16 protein-coding genes and 8 pseudogenes are annotated in these 24,249 nt (G+C 46.5%); 10 read left to right on the top strand and 14 right to left on the bottom strand.

All coding sequences use genetic code 11. The features are described from left to right. The first annotated feature begins 187 nt into the window (after positions 1-187). From MP213Fo_RS08270 to MP213Fo_RS08235, 8 genes and pseudogenes are all read left to right on the top strand, one after another. A protein-coding gene (locus MP213Fo_RS08270; protein ID WP_421088578.1) for an IS3 family transposase occupies positions 188-1,335 on the top strand; the annotation gives its coding sequence in 2 pieces (ribosomal slippage) (positions 188-434 and positions 434-1,335; 1,149 coding nt in all). A gap of 24 nt (positions 1,336-1,359) precedes the next feature. Beyond that, complete coding sequence (locus tag MP213Fo_RS08265) at positions 1,360-2,412, top strand: IS110 family transposase (protein WP_421088577.1); 1,053 nt, start codon at positions 1,360-1,362, stop codon at positions 2,410-2,412. Between the two features lie 16 nt (positions 2,413-2,428). Next, positions 2,429-2,630 (top strand): annotated as a pseudogene (locus tag MP213Fo_RS08260) (IS3 family transposase); the annotation flags it as partial. Between the two features lie 430 nt (positions 2,631-3,060). After that, a complete protein-coding gene (locus MP213Fo_RS08255) occupies positions 3,061-4,155 on the top strand; it encodes a hypothetical protein (protein ID WP_421088576.1) in 1,095 nt (364 codons plus the stop codon). Positions 4,156-5,066: 911 nt separating this feature from the next. Further along, a pseudogene (locus tag MP213Fo_RS08250) lies at positions 5,067-6,201 on the top strand (IS3 family transposase). A 335-nt stretch (positions 6,202-6,536) separates the two neighbouring features. After that, the gene (locus MP213Fo_RS08245) at positions 6,537-6,890 is read left to right on the top strand and encodes a low affinity iron permease family protein (protein WP_421088575.1); all 354 of its coding nucleotides are present in this window, start codon (positions 6,537-6,539) and stop codon (positions 6,888-6,890) included. Positions 6,891-6,923: 33 nt separating this feature from the next. Further along, a pseudogene (locus tag MP213Fo_RS08240) lies at positions 6,924-7,442 on the top strand (ferritin-like domain-containing protein). Between the two features lie 196 nt (positions 7,443-7,638). Next, entirely contained in the window at positions 7,639-7,827 is a 189-nt protein-coding gene (locus MP213Fo_RS08235) for a hypothetical protein (protein ID WP_421088574.1), read from the top strand. Positions 7,828-8,180: 353 nt separating this feature from the next. Here MP213Fo_RS08235 and MP213Fo_RS08230 read toward each other — a convergent pair whose 3' ends face one another. After that, a complete protein-coding gene (locus MP213Fo_RS08230) occupies positions 8,181-9,281 on the bottom strand; it encodes an HWE histidine kinase domain-containing protein (RefSeq protein WP_421088573.1) in 1,101 nt (366 codons plus the stop codon). A gap of 60 nt (positions 9,282-9,341) precedes the next feature. Further along, positions 9,342-9,632 (bottom strand): annotated as a pseudogene (locus tag MP213Fo_RS08225) (integrase core domain-containing protein); the annotation flags it as partial. Positions 9,633-9,698: 66 nt separating this feature from the next. Between MP213Fo_RS08225 and MP213Fo_RS08220 the strand changes: the two are divergent. Then, positions 9,699-10,709: pseudogene (locus MP213Fo_RS08220) on the top strand (IS3 family transposase); the annotation flags it as partial. Between the two features lie 95 nt (positions 10,710-10,804). Here MP213Fo_RS08220 and istB read toward each other — a convergent pair. The 11 genes and pseudogenes from istB to dcm form a co-directional block, all read right to left on the bottom strand. Continuing rightward, positions 10,805-11,578, bottom strand: a complete 774-nt coding sequence (gene istB, locus MP213Fo_RS08215) for an IS21-like element helper ATPase IstB (protein ID WP_376711404.1) — start codon at positions 11,576-11,578, stop codon at positions 10,805-10,807. Then, complete coding sequence (istA, locus tag MP213Fo_RS08210) at positions 11,568-13,094, bottom strand: IS21 family transposase (RefSeq protein ID WP_376711403.1); 1,527 nt, start codon at positions 13,092-13,094, stop codon at positions 11,568-11,570. The genes istB and istA overlap by 11 nt, the downstream gene beginning before the upstream one ends. A gap of 90 nt (positions 13,095-13,184) precedes the next feature. Continuing rightward, the gene (locus MP213Fo_RS08205) at positions 13,185-13,613 is read right to left on the bottom strand and encodes a hypothetical protein (protein WP_421088572.1); all 429 of its coding nucleotides are present in this window, start codon (positions 13,611-13,613) and stop codon (positions 13,185-13,187) included. A gap of 34 nt (positions 13,614-13,647) precedes the next feature. Next, entirely contained in the window at positions 13,648-13,824 is a 177-nt protein-coding gene (locus MP213Fo_RS08200; RefSeq protein ID WP_421088571.1) for a hypothetical protein, read from the bottom strand. A 126-nt stretch (positions 13,825-13,950) separates the two neighbouring features. After that, positions 13,951-16,941: an autotransporter outer membrane beta-barrel domain-containing protein gene (locus MP213Fo_RS08195; protein ID WP_421088570.1), complete on the bottom strand. Its 2,991-nt coding sequence runs from the start codon at positions 16,939-16,941 to the stop codon at positions 13,951-13,953. Between the two features lie 126 nt (positions 16,942-17,067). After that, positions 17,068-18,206 (bottom strand): IS3 family transposase gene (locus tag MP213Fo_RS08190; protein WP_421088569.1). Its coding sequence is split into 2 segments (ribosomal slippage): positions 17,068-17,972 and positions 17,972-18,206, totalling 1,140 coding nucleotides; the frame shifts between segments, so codons are not numbered across the junction. A 229-nt stretch (positions 18,207-18,435) separates the two neighbouring features. Beyond that, positions 18,436-18,789: pseudogene (locus MP213Fo_RS08185) on the bottom strand (ABC transporter ATP-binding protein); the annotation flags it as partial. A gap of 31 nt (positions 18,790-18,820) precedes the next feature. After that, the gene (locus tag MP213Fo_RS08180; RefSeq protein ID WP_421088568.1) at positions 18,821-20,101 is read right to left on the bottom strand and encodes an LlaJI family restriction endonuclease; all 1,281 of its coding nucleotides are present in this window, start codon (positions 20,099-20,101) and stop codon (positions 18,821-18,823) included. Then, a complete protein-coding gene (locus MP213Fo_RS08175; RefSeq protein WP_421088567.1) occupies positions 20,088-21,731 on the bottom strand; it encodes an AAA family ATPase in 1,644 nt (547 codons plus the stop codon). The genes MP213Fo_RS08180 and MP213Fo_RS08175 overlap by 14 nt, the downstream gene beginning before the upstream one ends. 64 nt (positions 21,732-21,795) lie before the next feature. Continuing rightward, the gene (locus MP213Fo_RS08170; protein ID WP_421088566.1) at positions 21,796-22,248 is read right to left on the bottom strand and encodes a very short patch repair endonuclease; all 453 of its coding nucleotides are present in this window, start codon (positions 22,246-22,248) and stop codon (positions 21,796-21,798) included. 3 nt (positions 22,249-22,251) lie between these two features. After that, positions 22,252-23,505: a DNA (cytosine-5-)-methyltransferase gene (gene dcm, locus MP213Fo_RS08165; protein ID WP_421088565.1), complete on the bottom strand. Its 1,254-nt coding sequence runs from the start codon at positions 23,503-23,505 to the stop codon at positions 22,252-22,254. Between the two features lie 196 nt (positions 23,506-23,701). Here dcm and MP213Fo_RS08160 point away from each other — a divergent pair. Continuing rightward, positions 23,702-23,857 (top strand): annotated as a pseudogene (locus tag MP213Fo_RS08160) (IS3 family transposase); the annotation flags it as partial. Between the two features lie 90 nt (positions 23,858-23,947). Here MP213Fo_RS08160 and MP213Fo_RS08155 read toward each other — a convergent pair. Further along, positions 23,948-24,169: pseudogene (locus MP213Fo_RS08155) on the bottom strand (IS3 family transposase); the annotation flags it as partial. Positions 24,170-24,249: the final 80 nt, after the last annotated feature.

Below are 24,249 nucleotides of genomic sequence, written 5' to 3'. Positions count from 1 at the left end.
GAATTTTCACATTAAGTTAACTCTCACCTCCCTTGTAATGTTCCAACTGCCAACACAAAAGATCGCAGATTTTGGATTATCGTGGCGTAAAACCTACGCTATAATTAGTCGCCGCCCATTTCCAAACCTGAATAGCCCCTAAATTTGTAGACACCTTGTGACTTAAAAAAGAGGCACGGAGCTTACGATGGGTAAAGCTAATTTCACCGACGAATTCAAACTTGATGCTATTAAACAGATTACTGAGCGCGGCTATTCCGTAGCAGATGTTTCGCGTCGCTTGGGCGTAAGCACACATTCACTTTATAGCTGGATGAAGCGCTACAACGCCCCTGAGAAAGCAGCTGCGCAGGATGATCAATTGTCAGAGATCAGGCGCTTGAAGCAAGAGCTTGCTCGTGTCACCGAGGAGCGTGACATACTAAAAAAAGCCACCGCGTACTTCGCCAAGGATGCAAAATGAAGTACGCGTTTATCAAGGCGCATCGTGTTCTATTCAATGTGCGTGCCATGTTCCGTATGCTTTGTGTCCATCCAAGCGGATTTTATGCATGGATGAGGCAGCCATTAAGTCACCGTGCAAATGAAGATATCCGGCAGATAGCACTGATCAATGATGCTTGGCATGACAGCGGTAAGGTCTACGGATATCGCAAATTACACGATGATCTGCGAGATCAGGGTGAAACCTGTTGTCCAAACCGTGTGGCGAGATTGGCCAGGCTGGCAGGTATCAAGGCCCAGATTGGCTATAAGCGCCGCTCCGGTAAATATGGAGGCAAACCCTCTACCATCATAGACAACACTCTGGATCGCCAGTTCGACGTGAACACGCCTGATAAGGTTTGGGTCACAGATATTACCTATATCAAGACATATGAAGGGTTTTCCTACCTGGCTGTTGTCATCGACCTGTTTTCTCGACGCGTCGTCGGGTGGTCAATGCAATCGCGCCAAACCACAGACCTGGTCTTACAGACTTTATTGATGGCCGTGTGGCGACGAAAACCAAAAGAGCGGGTCATGATACATTCAGATCAGGGCTCCCAGTTTACAAGTATGGACTGGGTTTCATTCCTTAAACAGCACAATCTTGAGCACAGCATGAGCCGCCGTGGGAATTGTCATGAGAATGCTGTAGCTGAGAGCTTTTTTAATCTGCTGAAGCGAGAGCGTGTTCGGCGCAAAACATACAGAACTCGAGCTGAAGCAAGGCAAGACGTATTTGATTACATTGAGATATTTTATAATCCACAACGCAAATACGTTAGAAATGGTATGCTGTCACCAGCACACTTCGAAAAGAACCACAAACTAAAGACGAAAAGTGTCTAATAAACTCGGGGCTATTCAGGCATCATGAAAAGCATACACCCAATTATTATCGGCATTGATACGCATAAGGCAACTCATGTCGCTGTTGCGATCAATATGCAAGGCACCCGTTTGGCAACGCTGTCCATTCCTTCTAATTCAAAGGGTTATTCCGAGTTGGAACGTTGGGCACGGTCTTTTGGGGAGTTCCGGACATTCGGAATCGAAGGTACTGGCTCATATGGCGCGGGCCTTTCTCGATTTTTGTTGGCTCAAGGCCACAATGTAATCGAAGTTACTCAGCCCAATCGCCAGCTGCGATACACGCAAGAAAAAACAGACTGTTTGGATGCAGAGGGAGCAGCGCGATCCGTTTTATCTGGACAAGCAACAGCACGACCCAAAACACAAACGGGATCATCTGAGATGATCAGGCATTTAAAAACTGCACGCGATACAGCTGTAAAATCACGCTCACAGGCAATGGTGACGCTAAAAACGTTGATTATTAACGCACCTGCCGATCTTCGTAGCGCGTTGGATCAAATCCGCGGAAAAGTTGCATTGATCCGGCATATTGCAGCGTTCAAACTAGGTGACATCAGCACTCCATTGGCCTCTGCAAAAGCAGCAATGCGCGCATTGGCCCGTCGCTGGCTTTGGTTGCATGAAGAGATAACCGCACACGATAGGGAACTGGAACGCCTTGTCACTGAACGCGCACCAGATTTGATGGCACCTCACGGTATTGCAACGCTGACAATCGCTGAGATGCTGATCCTCGTTGGCGACGATCCAACGCGCATCCGTTCAGAAGCCGCTTTCGCAAAGCTCTGCGGTGTTTGTCAGATACCGGCATCGAGCGGCAAAACACATCGGTTCCGACTTAACCGAGGCGGTAATCGACAAGCTAACGCCTCCCTTTATCGCGTCGCAATTTTCAGAATGCGAAATCACGAACCGACGCTTGTCTATATCAAGAAACGCACCAAAGATGGAAAAAGCAAAAGTGAGATTATACGTTGCCTGAAACGCTACATCGTCCGCGAAATCTATAGTCAGATCTGTGTCCCTAAATATCTCCTAAATACCACTTGACGGATATAGGAGCTTCAATGCTGTAGCTGAGAGCTTTTTTAATCTGCTGAAGAGAGAACGCGTTCGGCGCAAACCATCCAGAACGAGCTGAAGCTAGACAAGACGTATTTGATTACATTGAGATGTTTTATAACCCGCAGCGCAAACATCTTAGAAATGGTATGATGTCACCAGCACACTTTGAACAGAACCACACACTGAAGACTAAGAATGTCTAATAAACTCGGGGGCTATTCAGTTATTCACATCCCATGTTCTCGACAGAGCTCGGCTACAGGCATACCACCCTCAGCTTTGCCTAGGATAGAAAGGATTTGCGGCTCTTTAAATCTCGTCAGTTCCATAAAAAATTTCCTCAATCATAATGCCGAGAATATTCTACTTTAAAACCCCATTAATTTCAGGGGAGATTACCATCCTCGATCTGAAGTAAAATTATTATGCGAAGGCTTATCGAATAATATGTGTGCAACTTATTTTACTCAGCGACGTTATAATAGCTGAACGTCCTAATAGTTCTATAAAATTACTATTATCAATTCAACGGTGCAAATCCGTATAGGAGGGTAGCTCTATGAATTCCATTATTTATCTTGTTGGTCTTGTTGTGATTGTCTTGTTTATCCTTTCAATGTTGGGATTACGATAATGGTAGAGCAAAATAATATTAAAGTTGAATCAGATCGCAGTTATGCCGATTGGGCCGCAATCCTAGCTGGTTCAGCGATTTCGGCTGGTATTGTAGTGGTCTTTACTACATTTGCAGCCGGATTAGGTCTTGGTTCAATAACGGCAGAGGACGGTGGCGATGTCAGTACGACGTGGTTGATAATAACTGCGCTTTTCGCCGTTATTTCTATGGTCGCATCTTATATGCTCGGTGGTTACATAACCGGTAGAATGAGACGTCCAGTTGGAAATGCAACCCGTGATGAAACGACTATTCGTGATGGACTCAATGGTTTGGCTGTATGGGGTATCGGCATACTAATCTCCGGTTTTTTCGCTGCAAGTGCTATCACTGGTGGGGTAAAAGCTGTTAGCAATGTCGCTCACTCAACACTTGAAGCCACAGGTTCGGCCATCGGTGGTACAGCTCAAGGCATTGGTCAACTGGGTGGAGGTCTGATATCCGGGGCAGGAAATGCACTAGCAGGCGCGGCTCAAGGAGCCGGACAAGCAGTAGCGCCTACCCTTGATGAAATGCTTCCTCAGAGCCTTAAAAATAATCCGTTTGATTATATAACCGATAGCTTGTTGCGTAAAAGCGCAGCAAACCCAGAAACAGCAGACTCCCAGATTGGGAATGTGGATAGAGCAACACGACAGGTAACTGGAATTCTGGGGAGCCTTTTGCGAACAGGTGAGATCTCTGATGCCGACCGAACCTGGTTAGTTTCAGAAGTTGCGGCTCAGACGAACTTAACCCAGACAGAAGCCCAAACACGCGTAGATCAATCTATAGCACGTGTGGGACAGCTGCGCGCAGAGGCACAGAAAAAAGTCGAAGAAGCCCAAAAGCAATTTGACGAGTTGAAGGCTAGTGCTGAGAAAACCGTTGCAGATGCCAAGGAAAAAGCGATTGAAGTGGCCGAAAAAGCCCGCGTAGCTTCTATTCTAAGCGCTTTTCTTCTTGCAGCAGCAGCGTTAGTGGCTGCAGCAGCAGCGTATATCGGCGCAATCCATGGCGGTCGCCATCGTGATGAAGGACGCATTTGGAGCGGTCTTGCCTACCGTAAATAGGACTACATCTGTCCTTACCACTTAAGATAATAGCGCATGAATCCTTAAAGTTTAATGCGCTATTTTTTTGTTTTTTGGGAACTTTGATAAGATCTGAAAGTAGGTTTTATGCTTTTTAATCATTGGAGAAAATCAATATTCATAAGCCATAACGATTAAAAATTCCTATCGTTGCCACGCATGGGCACGAACGTTATGCTCTCCGCGTTCCTTATGAAGAATTCAAAAACTCGGTAGTGATGTAAAAATTGGACTTGCCCCGGTAAAATGGAGGGATTTTCTGTTAAATCTTTAGATAACAGGAGAATCTTATGACTAAAACCAAACGCCTTACATTTACGTACGAGTTTAAGAAAGAAGCAGTTCGCCTTATGGAAACGAGTGGCCGGACTCTTCCTTAGGTTGCCAAAGATCTTCGTGTAGGGCTTTCAAGTTTATCGCGCTGGAAGCAGCAATTGCATGATGCGGATCTTATGGGTGGTCCACATCAGGTTGTGACAAAAGATTGGCCCGTTTGCGTTAGAAAAACTAAATTCTGCGGCTGGAACGTGAGATATTAAAACGTGCCGCAACTTTTTTCACGAAAGTGGGAAGTCGATGAAGTACAAACTCATTGATGAAGCGAAAGAGGAGTTCCCTGTCTATCGGGTTAGCTCGGTTTTTTGGTGTGAGTGAAAGAGGTTATTTTGCGTGGCGTGGCCGTCCTGCCAGCCCTCGGCAAAGCAGGGATCTGATCCTGCTGGCGCATATCCGTGCGCAGTTTAAGACATCCAATGATCCTATGGGTCATCACGCATGCATATTGAATCAAATGAAGATGGTCTTAATGTTGGTCGCCATCGTCTTGTGACCTCAGCCCAGCAAGCTCCTCCAGATTTTGGTAAAGCCCAATCCTTGGTAGGAGATGGACAATGAAACGCTCCCGGTTTTCAGACGAACAGATAATCGGGATGATTAAAGAGCAGGAAGGGAGAACGCCCACTGCACAAGTGTGCCGCAAATGTTAGATTAGCAGCGCCCGTTTTTACAAATATAAAGCCTAATTTAGTGGGTAGAGGTTTCCTATGCGCGTAAACTTAAAGCATGGGAAGAAGAAAATGCCAAGCTTAAATAGCTGCTAGAAGAGGCGATTCTTGACAATGCTATTTTGAAAGATATTGCTGCAAAAAAAATGGTAACGCCCGATGCCAAGCGAGACGCAGTTGTTCACATCTGCCAAGTGTATGCCGTGAGTCAGCGTCGGGCGTATGCCGTTTTATGTGTTGATCGATCTAGTGTGCACTATCGTCGTAAGCGGCCTGATGATGCTCATATTCGTGAAGCAATGAAACAAGTGGCCTCCGAACGACAGCGCTTCGGTTATCGGCGTATTCATGTGATGCTAGAACGACAGGGGGCTATCATGAACCTGAAGAAGCTGCGTAGATTGTACAAGCAAGAGAAACCAACTGTGCGCAAGCATGATAGACGCAAACGGGCTCTGAGAACGCGGAGGCCGATAGTTTTACCATCGCGAGCCACTGAACGATGGAGACTGGACTTTATCAGTGATGCCTTCACAGATGGTCGTCGGTTCAGGGTTCTTGCGGTCGTTGATGACTTCACGCGGAAGTGTCTGGCTTTGGTTCTCGACACATCCCTGTCAGACCTGGGGTTGGCACGCGAGCTGGATTATCTGACCAGTCAACTCGGCAAGCCACGAACGATAGTTTCTCACAACTGGACAGAAATCACCAGTCATACCATTCTCAAGTGGTGTCAGGAGACAGGCATTGAATGGCACTAAATCACGCCGGGCAAACCAATGCAAAGCGGGTTTGTCGAAAGCTTTAATGGTAGTTTTCGCGACGAATGCTTGATCGAGACCTTGTTCTCATTGCTGGCTCGGGCACGCACTGAGATCAAAGCATGGAAGGATGATTAAACAAAAACAGACCGTACTCTTCCCTCCGCAATGCTACGCCGAATGAGTTCGCCATAAAATTGGCTTTAGAAAAAAGGGTGCACGTCAAAACCCCGGAAAATCCCACAGCCGGGTGGTCCTAACAAGGGGAGCACGTCAGTATAAACTAAGTCTCTCCTGAAAAATAGAGGAGCATTGGGGTTCAGGTCAATCACCGAATTTTGTTACCTGTTTATTCTCTCCCTAAAGGATTTATCATCGCGTTTGTTCCTCCCGAAAGCTCGTGGAGAGATGAAAAAGACGAAAGCACTGTCATGATTAACGAAATCCAAGGGGTGGCAGGACAGGCGATCACGCGCCTTTCCGTAGAGAAAATGTGTGAGGGAGCTCGACCGTAAATTTAACCTATGAGTAATCTAGTGAACTATTCTCCATTACGGGCGTTATCATACAGTTCTACAAAATTTGAGGAGCCGGCATGGGGAAAATCTTCACCAGATTTAGTGAGGCTGCATCTAGTGCAACTGGACATCATCTTGCATTCTTAGCAGCAGTGATTTTTATTATTGTATGGGCAATTACTGGACCAATATTTCAATTTTCTGACACATGGCAATTGATAGTGAATACATCCACTACAATCGTAACATTCTTAATGGTTTTCCTAATTCAAAATTCCCAGAATCGCGATTCATGCGCGCTACATACTAAATTGGATGAGCTTATTTCCGTCGTTGAAGATGCTAGAGTAGATATGATCGGCATAGAGCATCTACCACTAAAAGACCTCAAAAAAATGAAGCGGGATATAGAAACTGAAGCTGAAGAATAATCCGGAGCCAATCTGAATGAAATGGGTTGTTAAATTAGAGAGGGCTACTTAAAGAGAGAAAGTTATGCCAAAAAAACTTTGGATAATTTATTCTATGGCACCTTAATAGGCATTTATTACGCCGAACGGAAAATCCTTAAAGCGCTTCCGAAAATGGCAAAGGCAGCAGTCGACGAAAAGCTAAAAATAGCTCTTGAAAAGCACCATGAACAGACAGAAACCCATGTTGAATGTCTGCAGAAAATTTTTGAACTTTTCGGTAAACGAGCGCAGGGTAAAACTTGTGATGCCATTGAAGGTATCATCTTGGAAGGGGAAGAGATTATTGATCAGTACAAAGGTAGAGCGGCACTTGATGCCGGCCTTATCTCTGCAGCTAAAGCCGTGAAACACTATGAAATCACTCGGTAAGGAACACTAAAGCGCTGGGCTCGAGAACTCGGTCATAAAGAGATTCATTATATCTTTTATGCAACTATTTAGGAAGAAGGTCAAACAGATAAAGACCTCACCAAGCTTGTAGAGAAAATTTTAAATGCCAAAGCAGCTTAAAATATAGCCCACTATCTTATTAGTGGGCTTTTTAAGGCTCAGAATATCTTCGTTTAAAGCGAGGAGCGTTACGTGCAATCTTTATAATCTTAAAATAAATAAAATTCAGCTACAACAAGCTGTTGGCTCATATATTGATTTAACAGATGGGGCGTCATTTTTATGAAAAATCTATCCGGACTATCCGGCACCAGTATTGCGCAATAATCTAGACGGCGTAGATCTGGGCTTAAGCTGCTGGGGCATGCCAACGCCATCGATTTACATGAAAGGTGAAGCGGATAAAGGCATTACCAATGTGCGGAATACTTCATCCCGCCACTGGCAACGCTGGCTGGGCGTTGCAAACCGGTGCCTTGTTCCCGCAACCTCATTCAGCGAGTAAGCACAGGAGCCAGATCCCAAGATAGGTAAAAAAACCGTTGCAGTGGTTTGCCGTCGATGAAAGCGAACCGCTATTTTACTTTGCAGGCATCTGGACTGAATGGATCGGAGTTCGGAAAGAGGCAGAAGGAAAGCAAAAACACACCTATTTGCATTTCTCACCCGTGAGCCGAATTCAGTTGTCGCTTCCATCCATCCATCCCAGAGCTATGTCAGTTATTCTGACTGAACCGGAAGAATTTTATATGTGGGTGAAAGCCCCTTGGGATATTGCTAAGGAATTGCAGCAGCCATTGTCATCAACAAAATTATGCATATTACATTAAATTAGGACACACATATTAGGGTAATATTCTATCGGTTGATGCGTGTGCTTGAAGAGTACAGCCTTCCCTCCTCCTGTATTTGCCGAAAAGATGCGGTGAAAATTGCATACAATCCGTCCTCATTATAATCCACATTTGAAGAGCCAATCCCCATCAGCCCCATTTTAATCAACCGCGAACCAAATCCTTTAGATTTTGGCGGAGTAACTTTCGGGCCATTTCGCTCTTGCCATTCCAATACGAGTGTAGGGATATCATTTTCAATCTTAATAATCCAATTCACTACGATAAACCCATTCGGCACTGATAGGGATCCGTATTTAATTGCATTTGTGGTTAACTCATTGATAAGCAATGAGGTAGACATAACCCCTTTGGGCCCTATGAAAATCTCAGGTCCGTTTAACGTAATCCGATTTTTAGGAGCCAGCGCTTCAAAAACCGTTGTTATAACCTGCTCTATCGTCCCGTTAGAAGAATTACCTACTCTAAGTATATCATGACCTTTAGCAAGCGCATGGAGTCTTTTAGAGAATACTGGAATAGCCTCTTTAGGGTCGCTTTTTCGAAAGGTTTGATTAGCCAGTGCCTGTACTACACTAAAAGTATTTTTTATTCTGTGTGCTAACTCTGAATTTAAAACAGCCGCATTTTTAACGGCTTCAACCTTTTCTGTCGTCTCAATAACAGTATCTATCATACCTAAAACTTTGCCAGTCTCATCTATGATAGGACTATAGCAAAATGTAAAATAACATTGCTCGGGATAACCATTACGATTAATTATTATTGGGTAATCTTCAATAAAGGTTGCGTTGCCGTTATAGGCATCTACTATCATCGGTTCAATACTTGTCCAAACGTCACTCCAGATTTCCTTGAATGATTTACCCATACAGTCTTGTTTTGCGCCAAGGATAATTTTAAAGGCATCATTATAAAATGTAATGTACTCTTTTCCCCATACAATTGCCTTAGGGAATTGTGAAGCCAGCATTAGTTGTATAGCTGTTTTTAATTGGATAGGCCAGTTCTCCGGTTCACCAAGCGGTGATTTTGACCAATCGAATTCCCTAATATCAGAGGCAGACTCACCGCTATTAGGCAAAAAATAAAGTTTATTATTCAATTGAATCACCAAAAGCGATAGAGGCAGTTATTGTAGTTGCCGTCAAAAGATCGGTCATTTTTACAGGTTAACTTGATCGGCGATAAACTCACGGGGTGAATGATATCCTAAACACTTATGTGGGTGGAGATCATTGTAATGCTCGAACCACAAATGCAATGATTTGATAACGCTTTTTGTGTCCGGGTTTGGATTAACGCTGACATAGTCACGCTTGAAGGTTTTGGCAAGCGCCTCAACCATACAATTTGATTCCAGGCTTCTGACAGGCGTTGTTCTAACCTCCACACCGATATCCCGAGGTAACGATTTTGTAACTTTGGCAGTGAAACAGGCGCCATTGTCGGGTAATCCCCCCTAAAATTAAAGGTATTTCAAAGTAGAATTTTCTCGGTTTAGTAAAACGAGGAGATTTTTATGAAACTGACGAGATTTAAAGAACCGCAAATCCTTTCTATCCTATGCCAAGCCGAGGATGGCGTTCCTGTAGCGGAGCTTTGCCGCGAGCATGGGATGAGCAACGCGTCGTTCTAAAAATGGCGTGCCAAGTATGGCGGGATGGATGCATCGATGATTGCCCAAACAAAGGCATTGGAAGATGAGAACCGACGGCTTAAGAAAATGTTTGCAGAGCTCAGCATGCAGAACGAGTTGCGAAAGGAAGCCCTTGAAAAAAAGTAAACTGGACCATCTCAGCGACGAGAGATGGCCTTAATGGACGTGGAGCGGCGTGGGGTTAGCATTGCACTTGCTTGCCGTACCTTCACGCTAAGCGAGACTTGCTATCGTTACAGCGCCAAACTGAACGACGATAACGAGCAGATCGCTGACCTGTCAATCGGATTACCGAGGGCGAAGAGGAACTGGGACTTCGGCTTGTGCTTCCTTTATCTGCGTACCACCCAAAGGTATCGCTGGAACCACAAGAGGATATACCGCATTTACCGGAAGTTGGAGCTCAACTTACAGATCAAGCCACGTAAACGGTTGAAACGAGATAAACCCGATGCTCTAGCTGTGCCAAAATCTCCCAATATGGTCTGGTCTATGGATTTCATGGCAGATCAACTGGGTGATGGCAGACAGTTTCGACTGTTAAATGTGCTGGATGACTTCAACCGTGAGGGTTTAGGCATAGAGGTGGATTTTTCTCTGCCATCGGAACGTGTCATTCGAAGCGTGAACCAGATCATTGAGTGGCGCGGCAAGCCTTTTTCTATTCGTATGGATAATGGGCCTGAATATGTCAGTGGTAAACTGATGGAATGGGCTAAAAAGCAGGGTATTACGTTGAGCCACATCCAGCCAGGTAAGCCACAGCAAAACGCATATATCGAACGCTATAATCGTACTGTTCGGCATGAATGGTTAGATCAATATATCATGGAAAGCATTGAGGAGGCACAAGAATTCGCTACAAAGTGGCTCTGTGTTGATTTCCGGTAAGAACTGACCCAGTTTTTCCACCGAGAATTGACCCGCCTTTTAATTAATGTTCGGGTTTTTAGTTACGGTCAAGGTTGCTACTTCTCCTTTGCTCGTTTTGGTTCCTGCGCGGAGCTATTTTTGAACCTGAAGCTGTCATTTCCGGTTTCGAGAATGTGACAGTGGTGCGTTAATCTATCGAGCAATGCAGTCGTCATTTTGGCATCACCAAACACACTTGCCCATTCACTGAAGCTAAGATTGGTTGTGATTATGACGCTCGTGCGCTCGTAAAGTTTGCTGAGCAGATGGAATAAAAGAGCGCCACCTGATGCACTGAATGGCAGATATCCGAGTTCATCAAGAATAACGAGATCGGAATAAATGAGCCGGTTGGCGATTTGCCCCGATTTGCCCTGGGCTTTTTCCTGCTCAAGTGCATTCACAAGTTCAACCGTTGAGAAGAACCGGACACGTTTGTGGTGGTGTTCAATCGCCTGGACACCAATAGCGGTGGCGATATGCGTTTTACCCGTGCCGGGTCCACCAACCAGAACGATGTTGTTTGCATCATTGAGAAAGTCACAGCGATGCAGCTGCTGGACCAATGCCTCGTTTATCTCACTGCTTGCGAAGTCAAAGCCGTTCAGATCACGGTAGGCTGGAAAGCGTGCAGTTTTGAGCTGATAGGCAACTGATCTGACTTCACGCTCTGCCGTTTCCGCCTTAAGCAGCTGTGACAGAACTGGAATAGCTGCCTCGAAAGCTGGCGACCCTTGTTCGGTGAGTTCACCAACTGCTTGTGCCATGCCATGCATCTTCAATTGCCGTAACATGATGACGATTGCACCACTCGCTGGATTATGACGCATGACGAGCCTCCGTCTTTCTCAAGGTGTCGTAGCGTTCGACATTGGCCTTGGGTTCATTGTTAAGGGTCAGTGCCTGCGGCGCATTAATCGGGGGTGGAATGAGAGATTTGCCGTCGACCAAACGGTGAAGCAAATTGAGGACATGTGTTTTTGTCGGCACTCCCGACTTCAACGCCATATCGACTGCCATAAGTACGGCCTGTTCATCATGCTGTAAGACGAGGGAAAGGATATCGACCATTTCCCTATCGCCGCCCGGCTTCTTCAACAGATGAAGCTGGAGTGTGCGAAACGCTTCAGGAAGCTCCGTGAAAGGAGCACCATTGCGCAATGCGCCGGGCTTTCGCTGAATGACCGACAAATAGTGCCGCCAATCATAGACGGTTTGACCTGGTGCTTCGTGAGAGCGATTGAAGATGCGTGAATGCTCGCAAATGATCTGCCCTTCAGCAGCGACCACGACACGATCAGGATAGACACGCAGGCTTACTGGACGATTGGCATAAGATGCTGGAACACTGTAACGCGTGCGATCCAAATGAACGAGGCAGGTCGGTGATACGCGCTTGGTATATTCGACAAAGCCATCAAAAGATCGGGAAACGGGCATAAGAGCCTGAACTTCTTCAGCCCAAAGATCGGCTATGCTGCCGCGCATTTTACCATGCGTTGTGGTTGCCCAGAAAAACCTGCAACGCTCTTCCAACCAGTCGTTCAGTTCATCCAGCGAAGCAAATCTTGGAACGGGTTGAAAGAACCGATGTCGTGCATCTTGTACATTCTTCTCAATCTGTCCCTTCTCCCAGCCCGATGCAGGATTGCAGAAGTCTGGTTCAAACAGATAATGACTAGCCATGGCCTGAAAGCGGATATTGACGTCACGCTCTTTGCCTCGACCGACCTTGTCGATGGCTGTGCGCATATTATCATAGATGCCGCGTCGTGGAATGCCACCAAGCACACGGAAGGCATGATTATGGGCATCAAACAACATCTCATGGGATTGTGTGAGATAGGCGCGAACGATAAAGGCTCTGGAATAACTTAGCTTTGTATGTGCTACCTGAAGCTTTGTCCGCTCATTGCCGATAACTGCCCAGTCTTCAGACCAGTCAAATTGAAATGCTTCTCCCGGCTCAAAGCTCAAAGGGACAAACGTACCGCGACCGGACGTCTGGTTGTGTATATGAAGATCGGCCTTCCATTCACGAGCAAACGCCGCAACACGGCTATAAGAACCTTCATAGCCCAAAACGACAAGGTCAGCGTGCAACTGCTTCACAGTGCGTTTTTGTTTGCGCGGTCTACGATCTTCAGACTTTAACCATGCTGTCAATCGGTCAGAAAAAGCATCGAGCTTGCTGGGTCTCTCAGGAGACTGAAACTTCGGCTCAACGCCATTGAGACGCAAGTACTTGCGGATGGTGTTCCGGGATAATCCCGTTCGTCGGGCTATCTCCCGGATTGATAGTTCGTCCCGGTAATGCCAGCGTCGGATAACGCTCAATAATGCCATGTCTATCACTCCATAGCCCTCGCTGTAAAAAACACGAGGGAAAGTTCAAACATGGGTCAATTCTAAATGGAAATATCTGCCCAAACTGGGTCAGTTCTCAGTGACAATCAACACAGTATCGACAAAATCCATTAAGAAAACTGATATCAAAATGCAAAAAAACCAGCCGCGCTGTGACGTAAAATAATGTTGAAAGCCGGAATAGCCTTCCATGTTGTCTGGGAATAGCAAACTACAAGCTAGAAAATGCAAGCTGGCGAAGAAGATAAGGAACAGGTAGGCCTCAAACCTCCACACTAGTGTCTGGTTCAAATATAATTCATACCACCAAAAATGTACGACTGTCAGAAAGGTAAATAATACCCATCCCAAATGAATCAGATATATATTCTGGCGCTGTGGATGCTGAATAATACGACAAACACCCGTTAACAGCCTTGAAATACTTAGACCAAGTACAATGCCGATAATGACGCGTACATGGGTAAAGACTTCTACACTCGAAATATTAACATCCATCCCCCCGCCCCCCCTTTGCAAATCCCCAAAGTGCTTAGAATGACAATTGCGCGCGCGCTTCACTGAGTGAAGCAGCAAAAATAAGAGCATCAATTTTATAGCCAAATTCTAGCAGAAGATTTTCCAGCCTCAAGCGAACCTGCATATCGTCCTCAACGATAAGTACCGGTGCAGGCAAAATGAGATTGACCGCTATTGCACCTAAAGACATAGGTTGGTTCCTCTAGAAGGCCGTAAAGGGTTACAAAATCTAATACAGTTAAATTTAGCCGCATGAAACTTAACGGCTAAATTTATCTACATACAGGTCTCCACATCCCGTTTATTCTTACTCAGTTTAAAACTTTACGCTGAAATTGGCATTGACGCCATTTTGAGTGATACCTGAACCAAACTGTCCTTGATAAGAGACGCCAAGTTTGGAATTTTTCGTAATGGCGAAATCAAGTCCGGCTTCAATCAGTGCGGTATCTTTGCCAATCGGACTGCCCGATGTGGTGAAAGCATTAGACCCTGCGGCAAAGCTCGCCGTAGACGACGGGATCACATCGCCAAATGCATGCCGCCAACCAAGATCAGCGCGTGCGGTTGTCAGTGTATTACCAAGCTCGAAGCTGGTTGAGAGACGCATGCCGAGGGTTGAGAGGGTTGTGTCCATCGTACCGGATTGTACGCTGAGCGCTGCACCATTATGACCTGTTTCTGTAAAACTGTCCGTTCTGACATTGACATAGGCAAGATTGGCATAAGGCTCGATGATCGCGCGCGGGCTGAGATCATGCTTATAGCCCAACTCGCCAAACACCTGAAACGTACCGCCATTGTAATCAGCGGATAGCTTGTCGGAATAGCCATTAAAAGCAACCGAGCGGCTCATCTCGATATTGTGCCAGGAATAGGAAAGCCCTGAGCGGAAACCGATGGAACCTTGGCCCGTCGCCCATTCAGTGCCCGCATAAGCACCAAGAGTATAATTATCGCTGGAACCAGATGAAGAAAGGCTTGGTGTTTTAAAGGTTGAACGGCTGTATCCGGCCATAAGACCCAAGCGCCAACTATCATAAACATCACCGTCAATACCGGTGATGAACCCACCAATGGTCGACTTGGTGCGTGCGGCATTATCTGTAGCAGATTGTGTAGCCCAACTGCCGAATGCTGCCCCCCATGCGGCATAGCGCTGAAGATCATCAGCATTAACCGGCGCAACATGATCAATGGCATTGCCTGCCGGACTGGTTTTAGCTGCCGGACCATAGGCCATCACAGACACCGGATTAACCGGTGTACCGCCAAATACCTGAGACAGGCGATTACTGACCGATGTCCGGGTGATGCCACTGGCATTGAGCAAAACGCCACTTGCGGATGCATAGGCCTCACCACTTAGCTGCGGCAGGCTTGAGCGAATGGTTGAGCCGTCAGGTGCAGAAAAATCCAGTGCTGCGAGCAATGGTTTAAACTCTGCCGCAGCATTAGTGGCGAGACTATCCAATGCAGCGCCAACTTCACGGTCTTCACTATCTCCCGCATATTGCGAATAGGCATTCGCATCACGGCTCAATGACACCGTATAAGACAGATTACCATTATCTGTCGCACTCGCGTTAAGTGTCGGTGAGCTCAATGTGGTGCTAACATTTGTGAAGTTACCACTCACTGCGCCCACTTGTAACCACTCGTTTGAAGTGACGGTGAAACCATCACGATAATAACCGCGATCAGGTGCAAAGCTGATCGTGCCATTAAGACCAGCACTACCGTTTACAATTAGGCTGCTGATGTCAGACTGATCATTGAATGCGAGTTGCAAGGTGCCGGTAGCTGACTGAGCATAATTTCCGTCAATCGTGATTGTTGCTCCAGCAACAGAAGGATTTAATATCCCGCTATTGCGGAACTGCTGGGCTGCATCTATCTGGTAAATCCCTTGACCGGAAAGCGTTGCTGCTTGCGCCACACCGACATCAAAGACTTGATGGTTGCCGGTCAGCAGTGTTGTGCCGCCATCAAGATGCAGCGAAATATTCTTGCCCTTGATATTGCTACCGTAAGCCAGTCTGAAATCCGTATCCGCTGTGCCAGTCGAATTCCCTTGTGCATCAGCCTTCAAGCCGAAACTCAGCTCCGTCAAACGCAAATTGCCATCATCATCTTCTTCTGCATACTCGGAAATAATATCACCAGTGATGCTGGCACCCTGCATGACATTGATCTGTCCCACCAAGGCATTTTCAGACATGAAGATTGCAGCCTTGTTACCTGCAACACGGCCGGTCAGATCGAAACTTGAAACAAGTGGGCCATTCACTTCATTCAGAGCCGTTTCATAATAATCGGGAAAATAACTTTCTAAATCTAGTTTTCCCGAGGTTACAAAATAAGAACCGCGATATTCATTGTTGTCACCTAGTGAATTATGGCCAAAGTCAAAACTGACCGCGATACCATTTTCACCCAGTGCTTGCACATCACCACGTTGCGTCAGGGTGTGATTTTTTCCGTAAGCAAACAACACACCAAGACCGTTCTCACCGTTGGCGTGAACCCGTGTTCCGGGCAAAATAGTCATCGTATTGCCGATACCATCGACACGAATACCTGCACCGCCCGCCCCTGCGGATAGCAAATCTGCGCGTTGGGCAATTATATTGCCACTTCCATAGATATGAAGACCGAGCCCCATGGTCGCGGTGTTATAGCTGTTGGGGATATAGGCAGTGCCTTCACTATTGCGAGCGAAGAAGGGATTATCATTGATCAAGGTAATGCCATCATTATAGACCGAGTAGCCAAACAGGTTACGGCGATCAATTGAGTAGCCAATATCTTGTAAGGCTGCGAATTCAGCCTCCATCAGCGACATATAATTTGAATATTGTTGATGGCTCATCATACTGTTCCTAAGCTCAGTATGCGAAAACGGGTCGTCCTTATAGCCAGGCACCAGATTTGAATCAACACGCACAGGAACACCCGGCATGGCACCATTGAGCACTGCATCTACATTCGACCCTGTAAAATAAGCAAATCCGTCATCGGCATCAAATGTATCAGCTCCTGCCGCAGCGGGTTCACAAAAATTGCAAATAATCGTTTGATCAGGTGCGGCAGCCTTGCCATTGCTATCAATCAGATGACTGGTCCAGGCATTCAGAACAGGTGCAAACTTTGCCTTAACAGGGTTGTTACCTGATTGTTGAGAATAGACTGTTGCGGATATTCCGAGCGCATGGGCTACTTCATGCATGAGCGTACTGGTCATATCGACCTTAGGGGTTTGGATCAGTTGTGATGGGACAAAGGGCTGCTCCCAATCCCAATCCATTTTTCCTATCCCGATTATCCCGTGCGCTCCGTCCAGCAAGCGCTCCGGGTCGATCACACCATTATTCAGAGCGGAATTTATAAGTGAGCCTGCACCATGGACTTGTCCCGCTTTATTTCCGCCTCATCATCTCTTTTCGGCTGTTATACGTTCGAATTGTGCGGGTGATACTCCTCCGAGCGTGGAATGCCTTCTGCGTATGTTGTAAAATCCATTGATGTATTTGAAAAGCGCATCGGTCAGCTGTTTTCGTGTTTGCCACGAATGCCGCCAAATTAGCTCTGCCTTCAATGTTTTGAAGAATGTTTCTGACACAGCATTATCCCAGCAGTTTCCTTTTCCACTCATTGAGACTTGGAATTGGAGCTTCCTCAGCCGTTTTTGATATTCATGAGCACAGTATTGACTGCCGCGATCTGTATGATGAATGCAGCCGGGTTCTGGGTTGCGCAAAGCAATGGCTCTGTTCAATGCCTGTAATGCAAGATCTTGTTTCAAACGATCGCTAATAGCCCAACCCACAACGCGCCGTGAATGAAGATCAATTATGACAGCCAGATATAACCATCCTTCGCGTGTCCATAAGTAACTGATATCCCCCGCCCATTTCTGATTAGGTTTGTTGGCTGAGAAATTCTGATCCAGCAAGTTAGGCGCTATATTGAAAGTATGGTTGCTATCAGTTGTCACCTTATATTTGCGTGTTCTCACTGCACTAATGTTGTTTTGGCGCATCAAACGCCCAATACGTCGATGCCCGACAGATAATCCAATACTTTTCAGCTCTTGCGTCATGCGGGGACGACCATAAGATTTAAGGCTAAGATGATATTGCTCTCGAATATGCGCGAGAAGCACCATATCCTGTCTCTGCCACTTGCTTAATGGCCGTTTGCGCCAGGCACGATAACCACGTGATGTAACGCCCATAATCTGGCACAGTCGATGGATTGGAAACTGACTACGGTGCTCTTCGATGAAAGCAAATCTCATTTGCTTTGCTTCGCGAAGAACACGGTGGCCTTTTTTAAAATTTCCCTCTCCTCCAGAAGTAGGCAGTTCTCTTTACGCAAGCGATTATTTTCTCTTGCCAAATCAATATCGTTAGCGGGAGGTATATCTCCAGGGCGAGAACGCTGTATCCATTTTGATAGCGTGGAAAGGCCGATGCCCAAATCGGACGCTACCTGGCGGCGAGTAAGACCACTTGTGAGTGCAATGCGAACAGCTTCGCGTCGGAAATCGTCAGTATGTAAGGCTGTCATAAATCTTCTCCTTAATGACTAATAGTCTATTCAAGGAGGCGGCATCAAAACGTGACAAGTCCAAAATGTTATAAAATCTTAAGCCATTACTCACCTATTTACGCTGACTACCACGATAGGCTTTTTGATCAAGATACGCACAGGCTCTCCTATAGGAGAGTCAAAAGCACGAAATTTTATATACGCAGAGCTTAGTTCTGCATTTTTTTCATCTGTTCGCACATGGTCCAATCCAGACCCCCTGGCGCTGACCGCCGGAGAGTTCGCCCACCATCCGTCCGGACAGGCCCGTGACGCGGGTGGCTTCCTTATCGGCCTTTGGCCATTACCGCAGGAACGACTGATGCGGATAACGGCCACGTGAGATGAGATCCACAATCGTGATACCTTCAGGTGCGATCGAACTTTGCGGCAAAAGACCAAGCCGCCGTGCGATTTCCTTTGCAGGAAGGTCAATTATGCTTTTACCGTCGAGGATCACTTGGCCTGATGTAGGTGTTAGCAGGCGTGGCAAGGCTCGAAGCAGCGTAGACTTGCCGCAGGCATTGGGACCAACGATCACGATGAAAGAGTCATCCGGAACGAAACCGAGGCAAGACCAATAAATCCTTGGCTCAGAGTAATTTTATACCCTGAGTATTATGAGCATAATGAATTAGTGCTTCGTGCATTGAAACATATACACATTCGATTGGTTTAAAAGTCGTACTGACAGGGCTCCCATCCGTATGACGGATTTCAACACTGGCAAGCGGACCATCATTTGTTTGACTTGGAAATGCAAAAATATTGGTGACCTGACTTTGTGGCGTCTCCATTGAAGCCACAAGTTCCAGAAGAGCCTGTTCATAAAACATTTGCTTAGCAATGTCTGGCCATCCTGGCGCAGTATCAGCATCCTTGGCTGCGTAGTATTTTGCATCTACAATCGTGAGATCAGTTTCATTCTCAAGTATAATGTCTGTTTGCATGCCTCGGCTGCGTGAATCGTGTTTACTGCTCCCTTTCAGGATATAGAAGGGTTTTGGCAAGATGCTGTTCCAGTTTCGTCGGGTGTCGTATGGTGATCTTACAATGGTTTCACGCAGCATGGTTTCCCAAACCGAGTGAAAGCCACTCACTCCGAAAACAAAAGTACCATTTGACGATTTGCGCGTTTCACGAAGGTAAAAACGTAGATATTTTGCCAGAAATATCGATCGGGACGAGTATAGTGACGGTAGCAGTGTATCCAGCTTACTAGTCCATGAAGTTCGTGGAAACGGCGGATTGGGGCATAACCGCAATTCCTGTGTTCGACCGTATGTTCCTCTCAGCCACCAACCATGAGCAAGGTGGATTTCCCGAAGAACAGCGGCCTGAATACGAGCGAGAAGTGTGTCAGAACTTTTGATGGCACGGTTTGTACGAATGTCCGTAAAAACAGGATGCCCCTTGTGGTCGGGCATAGCCATTTCACGCTTGATTGTATTTCTCCAATCTGGCTTTCCCGAGTTTCTGGTCTGTCGACGGATACGCTCTGCATATAGACCATGATCTCTGAAATCATCTGACAGACGTTTGATAACTGAAAGCATCCCCGGATTGCCTGTGTCGCCATCATCCTCAAAGTCCCTAAGTGACGTTTCTGCGCCAAACCTGGCGAGTGCTTTCATGGACAGGCTTGCGGTTTGCAAATCAATGACCGGATCCCCAGTTTTCGCTTCTCTCGGTAGAAATATTACCGGACCTTCTTCCGGGTGATAGATCAGGCCACAAAAGTGCACTGTCTTGTGTTCACCTATACGCCCTATACCCCACTCACTCATCGCTGAAAGTATTCTGTCAGCATGCTGCTCAAGGACAGTGATAAGATCTCGATCCGAAAAGAATAGAGGGAACTCAGCTCGCGTCATGGTCCGTCTTTTCCGGTTGTCCGGCTTTACCATCCGAGGCAGCGTTCAGTAGTGCTAGAAACCGGTCCGATAGAAATCTTCGCCCGGCACTCGCTTCAACCACGAGATCACCATAAGTTTTCACCTTGCCGTTCACTCCCGAGTCAAACACTTCTTCACGACCTTCATGGCGCAACAGGTCATCCCAGAGGTAGAGCAGGACTTTTTCCGGAATACCTATACCGTTCAACTCGTCGCGCTTCACAAACCACTGTCCCAACAACCGGTCTTCAGCGATGTCCAGTGTATGACTGGCCGTAAGATAATCTTTCAAAAGTTTTGCAAACTCACGCCAGGAGAGCACATGTGAATTACTTGCAGCATCAATGTAGGAAATTTCCCCTTCTGGCCCTTTTTCATAATCCAGAGGGAGATACTCCTGCCGCCACCGCCGTCTGAAGGCTGTGTCGATGGGGTAAACACCCTGATCGGCACTATTCATGGTGGCATAAATAAAGAGGTTTGATGGCAAAAGAAGCGTTCTGTACTCCGTGCCAGTTTCTTTGCTAAGCCACTCCTTACTTTCCCGCGATGGAAAATTCACATCATACTGGCCGTGACCGTTTTCATCACGGTCAAGCAGGAGAAACAAATCACCGAATACCGCTGCGGCCGCAGCACGGTTCAGCTCCTCAATTACAAGGAAAACCGGCTCTTCAAGAGTTTTGAATGCCTCTGCGAGTGCTTCCATAAAAGGCCCGGGTGAAAATTCGTATCTGACGTTATTACCATCCATATGTGGCTTAAGGCAGCCGAAAAAATCACTATTCTGAAGGTCAGGATGAAAAACAGTTCTGAAAGCTTTTTTCCCTGCTGCACTGACAATCGTATCAACCCGGTTGGATTTTCCTGTACCAGGAGCTCCGTAAAAAATAACATTTTCGCCATTAACGGACGAAAGTTTTTCAGGCTGGGATGCTGATGGGACACCAGTCACCAAATCAGCTCCGAACCCGGCTTGTTCGATTGCCCTGATCAAATTGACACGACCGGCACTAGCGGCAGCAACTAACCCGCCAGTTTTAAGGACTGCAGACTCCTGCCAATCGGTCGAGCGGTTCAGCTTACGCCCGATAGTACCATCTTCCCTCCGCATTCCGCTCCAGTCAGGATCAGTAACAAATTTGAGAATTCTCTCTTTGTTTATTTCATCAGAGAACACACTCCCGACACTTTGCAAGAATGTGTCTCTGTCATCAGAGTTAGCTTTAGTTTGCCAGTCTTCACCTGGCATCAACCCGAAAAAACCGGCTCCATCACCCGTTCTGCTCGTAAACCCCATATCCTTGGCAAGACTATCCAGAGCCTTTGCGTAAGCGTCAAGCGCACGCAAATTATCTGCCAGAATAGAAAGAGCGGGCATTTCCTGAATACTTATATGCCGTGTTTGTTCGCCGGTTTTAATAACAAAAGAGTGCCCTCCTACAAGAGCAATCGAGTGTTTAGGGTTTAAGGTTTTATATGCGGCAATTAAGGCATCTATTTTTTGAGGGCTTACTGCAACCTCCTGATCAGGATCAATTCCACTAAGCTGCGTTTTGCATTCAGCAATTACCTCTGCCAGATCAGGCAATATTCCGGAGTCAGTCATTGGATACCCTTAAATAAGAATCTCCGACAACTTATAGGGTGTATTTTATTTTTGCCAGTCGTCTTTAACCTCTGACCTCAAGCTGTATCTCTGCCGATACCAATGCTTCTTTAATGAATAATTCCAGTTGCTCCTCCGGCAAGCTTAATTTCTTGGAAACAGCGCATTCCCATATAATAAGAACTTTCCAGCCGGCCTCCTGCAATACAGCATAATTACGTATATCCCGGGCTATGTTGCTTTCAATTTTGCTGGCCCAGAATTCCGGGTTGGTCTTGGGTGGGCGAAACAGATAACAATCTGTATGCCCGTGCCAGTAACAACCGTTAACAAAAATAACCGTACGCCATTTGGGCAGCACTATATCCGGCTTACCTGGTAGTTCTTTATAATGAAGGCGAAACCGGTAGCCTAGACGGTGAAGCAGGCGACGAACGATAATCTCCGGCCTAGTATTTTTCCCCCGAATGCCGGACATCATCGCACTTCGCTTTTCGGGGGAAACGATATCTGTCACGCTCTATCCTGTGATATAGGGCTTCATCTCGGCGGCAATGGCCTCGATGACCGGTACGGAGACAGAATTTCCAAACTGTCGGTATGCTTGACAATCGGAAACGGCATCAACGTTGAATTCCTTCGGAAACCCTTGAAGTCTTGCACACTCGCGTGGCGTCAATTTTCGCGGATTTTTCCCGATGTCACTCTGATCGATCAGAATTTCACTGCCGTCTTTGTAATAGCGCGCACTGATTGTGTTGGTATAAGGACTGTCTTTCGTAAACACGCTGAAACCAAAGCCGTTCCCCTTTTTTTTGTGCTCTGCTAGCCGCCGCACATGTCCTGCTAATAATCTATCAGAGATGGTATATTTCGGATCAACGGATGCATTGCTGTCCAGAATATCTCCAACACAAGTTGTACATGTGATCATCGCTAGCCGATTAAAGATGTCCGTGCAAATATCAGCTTCATCAGCTGCAGCAATCTGATCTCGATCAAAACCTATAATATATATACGCTCCCTGTTTTGGGGAACACCAAAGTTAGCAGCCTTCAGCACATGATAGCCAACGCGATAATTCAGTTTGGCCCCGAGAGATTTCCGAGCCTCCTCTGACATAGGTACAGTTTCCGGAATTTCCGGAACAGTGGTCCCCTCAAGAATTGACAGGATAGTTTCCAGTGTGCGTCCCTTGTCATGGCCTTTCAACTGTTTGACATTTTCCAACAAAAAGGCTTTGGGACGGTGGTAGGCTAAAATGCGCTGTATCTCAAAAAACATGGTTCCGCGCGTATCGTTGAAACCCTGCTTTAATCCCGCTTGAGAGAAGGCCTGACAAGGAAAACCGGCAAGCAGAACATCATGTGGCGGTATATCTTTTGCCGCGATTTTGGTTATGTCACCTTGCGGAACCTCGCCATAATTTGCTGCATAGGTCTTTTTTGAAAATTTGTCCCACTCTGACGTGAAGACACAATGCCCACCCTGTTTTTGAAACGGATAACGGATTCCACCAATACCTGCAAACAGATCAATGAATGAAAAATCAGCACTTTCAGGATCAAATGTATAAGGACTACGAAGGAGTGCCGTATCAGGAAGGTTCTCAATCTGAGCGCGCTTGGCTGGAGTAGGTAAATGCTCACTCAGTTCCCATCCGCGTATCGTTCTCTCGCCTGTCTCCGGCATTCCGAGGAGCTCTGCAAAAGCCTTCTGTGTCAAGCCCAGACCTTCACGCTTCTCTTGTACCCATGCTCCGATATCTAACATCATCTTCTCCTTCTGACCCAGGCAATACCAGGATTAATTGGCCGGGTCAACAGCAGGATAAGTTGATTGGAAAATTATTGATGATGGAGTTTAAAAATACCCTTGCCAGATCACTGTTTAATTACAGTGTTGATTACTACTGAGAACTGACCCAGTGGGGTGCGGACGAAAATTTGGACTATTCAGGAGATAGTTCATGTATACTTACGAAGAACGGATGCGAGCGGTAGAGCTCTACATTATGCTGGGCAAGCGCGTGCGTGCGACCATCCGCGAGCTGGGATATCCGACGAAGAATACCTTGATGGGCTGGTATCGCGAATACGAGCGCAGTCAGGTTTTGCCGAGAGGGTAGGCACCGCGCTCGCCAAAATTCTCGAAAGCCGTGAGGCAGGTTGCCCTGGTGGACTTGCACCGATTGTATTCCGGTCAACTGCTCATATTATGCGGCTTTTTTCTCGAACGCCACCGGCGATTTCCAGCCGAGCGTTAAATGTCTTCGACGTGGATTATAAAAGCCATTTATATATTTGAAGATTGCAATCTCAATATCTCGCCTTGTTTGCCAGTGTCTGCGCCAAATCAACTCTACCTTTAATGATTTAAAGAAGCTTTCTACTGCGGAGTTATCAAAACAATTACCTTTCCCGCTCATGGATGACAGTAATTGGTGTTTGAGCAGTAGTTCCACTGTCACCATGACGGGTTTATTCTCGATGAGCGGCCCCAGTTTAAGCTTTGCCA

It is taken from the genome of Pseudochrobactrum mosebachae, from assembly GCF_048914685.1.
Taxonomy (GTDB): domain Bacteria; phylum Pseudomonadota; class Alphaproteobacteria; order Rhizobiales; family Rhizobiaceae; genus Pseudochrobactrum.
Note: the sequence above shows the minus strand (reverse complement) of the source record. Positions and strands in the feature narration are given on the sequence as shown.

Excerpts from the sequence above, each read along its gene's own strand:
- istB (WP_376711404.1), bottom strand. The coding sequence starts at position 11,578 with ATGCGTCATAATCCAGCGAGTGGTGCAATCGTCATCATGTTACGGCAA.
- MP213Fo_RS08195 (WP_421088570.1), bottom strand. The coding sequence starts at position 16,941 with ATGGATTGGGATTGGGAGCAGCCCTTTGTCCCATCACAACTGATCCAA.
- dcm (WP_421088565.1), bottom strand. The coding sequence starts at position 23,505 with ATGTTAGATATCGGAGCATGGGTACAAGAGAAGCGTGAAGGTCTGGGC.
- MP213Fo_RS08255 (WP_421088576.1), top strand. The coding sequence starts at position 3,061 with ATGGTAGAGCAAAATAATATTAAAGTTGAATCAGATCGCAGTTATGCC.
- MP213Fo_RS08205 (WP_421088572.1), bottom strand. The coding sequence starts at position 13,613 with ATGGATGTTAATATTTCGAGTGTAGAAGTCTTTACCCATGTACGCGTC.
- istA (WP_376711403.1), bottom strand. The coding sequence starts at position 13,094 with ATGGCATTATTGAGCGTTATCCGACGCTGGCATTACCGGGACGAACTA.
- MP213Fo_RS08180 (WP_421088568.1), bottom strand. The coding sequence starts at position 20,101 with ATGACGCGAGCTGAGTTCCCTCTATTCTTTTCGGATCGAGATCTTATC.
- MP213Fo_RS08200 (WP_421088571.1), bottom strand. The coding sequence starts at position 13,824 with ATGTCTTTAGGTGCAATAGCGGTCAATCTCATTTTGCCTGCACCGGTA.
- MP213Fo_RS08245 (WP_421088575.1), top strand. The coding sequence starts at position 6,537 with ATGGGGAAAATCTTCACCAGATTTAGTGAGGCTGCATCTAGTGCAACT.
- MP213Fo_RS08175 (WP_421088567.1), bottom strand. The coding sequence starts at position 21,731 with ATGACTGACTCCGGAATATTGCCTGATCTGGCAGAGGTAATTGCTGAA.
- MP213Fo_RS08265 (WP_421088577.1), top strand. The coding sequence starts at position 1,360 with ATGAAAAGCATACACCCAATTATTATCGGCATTGATACGCATAAGGCA.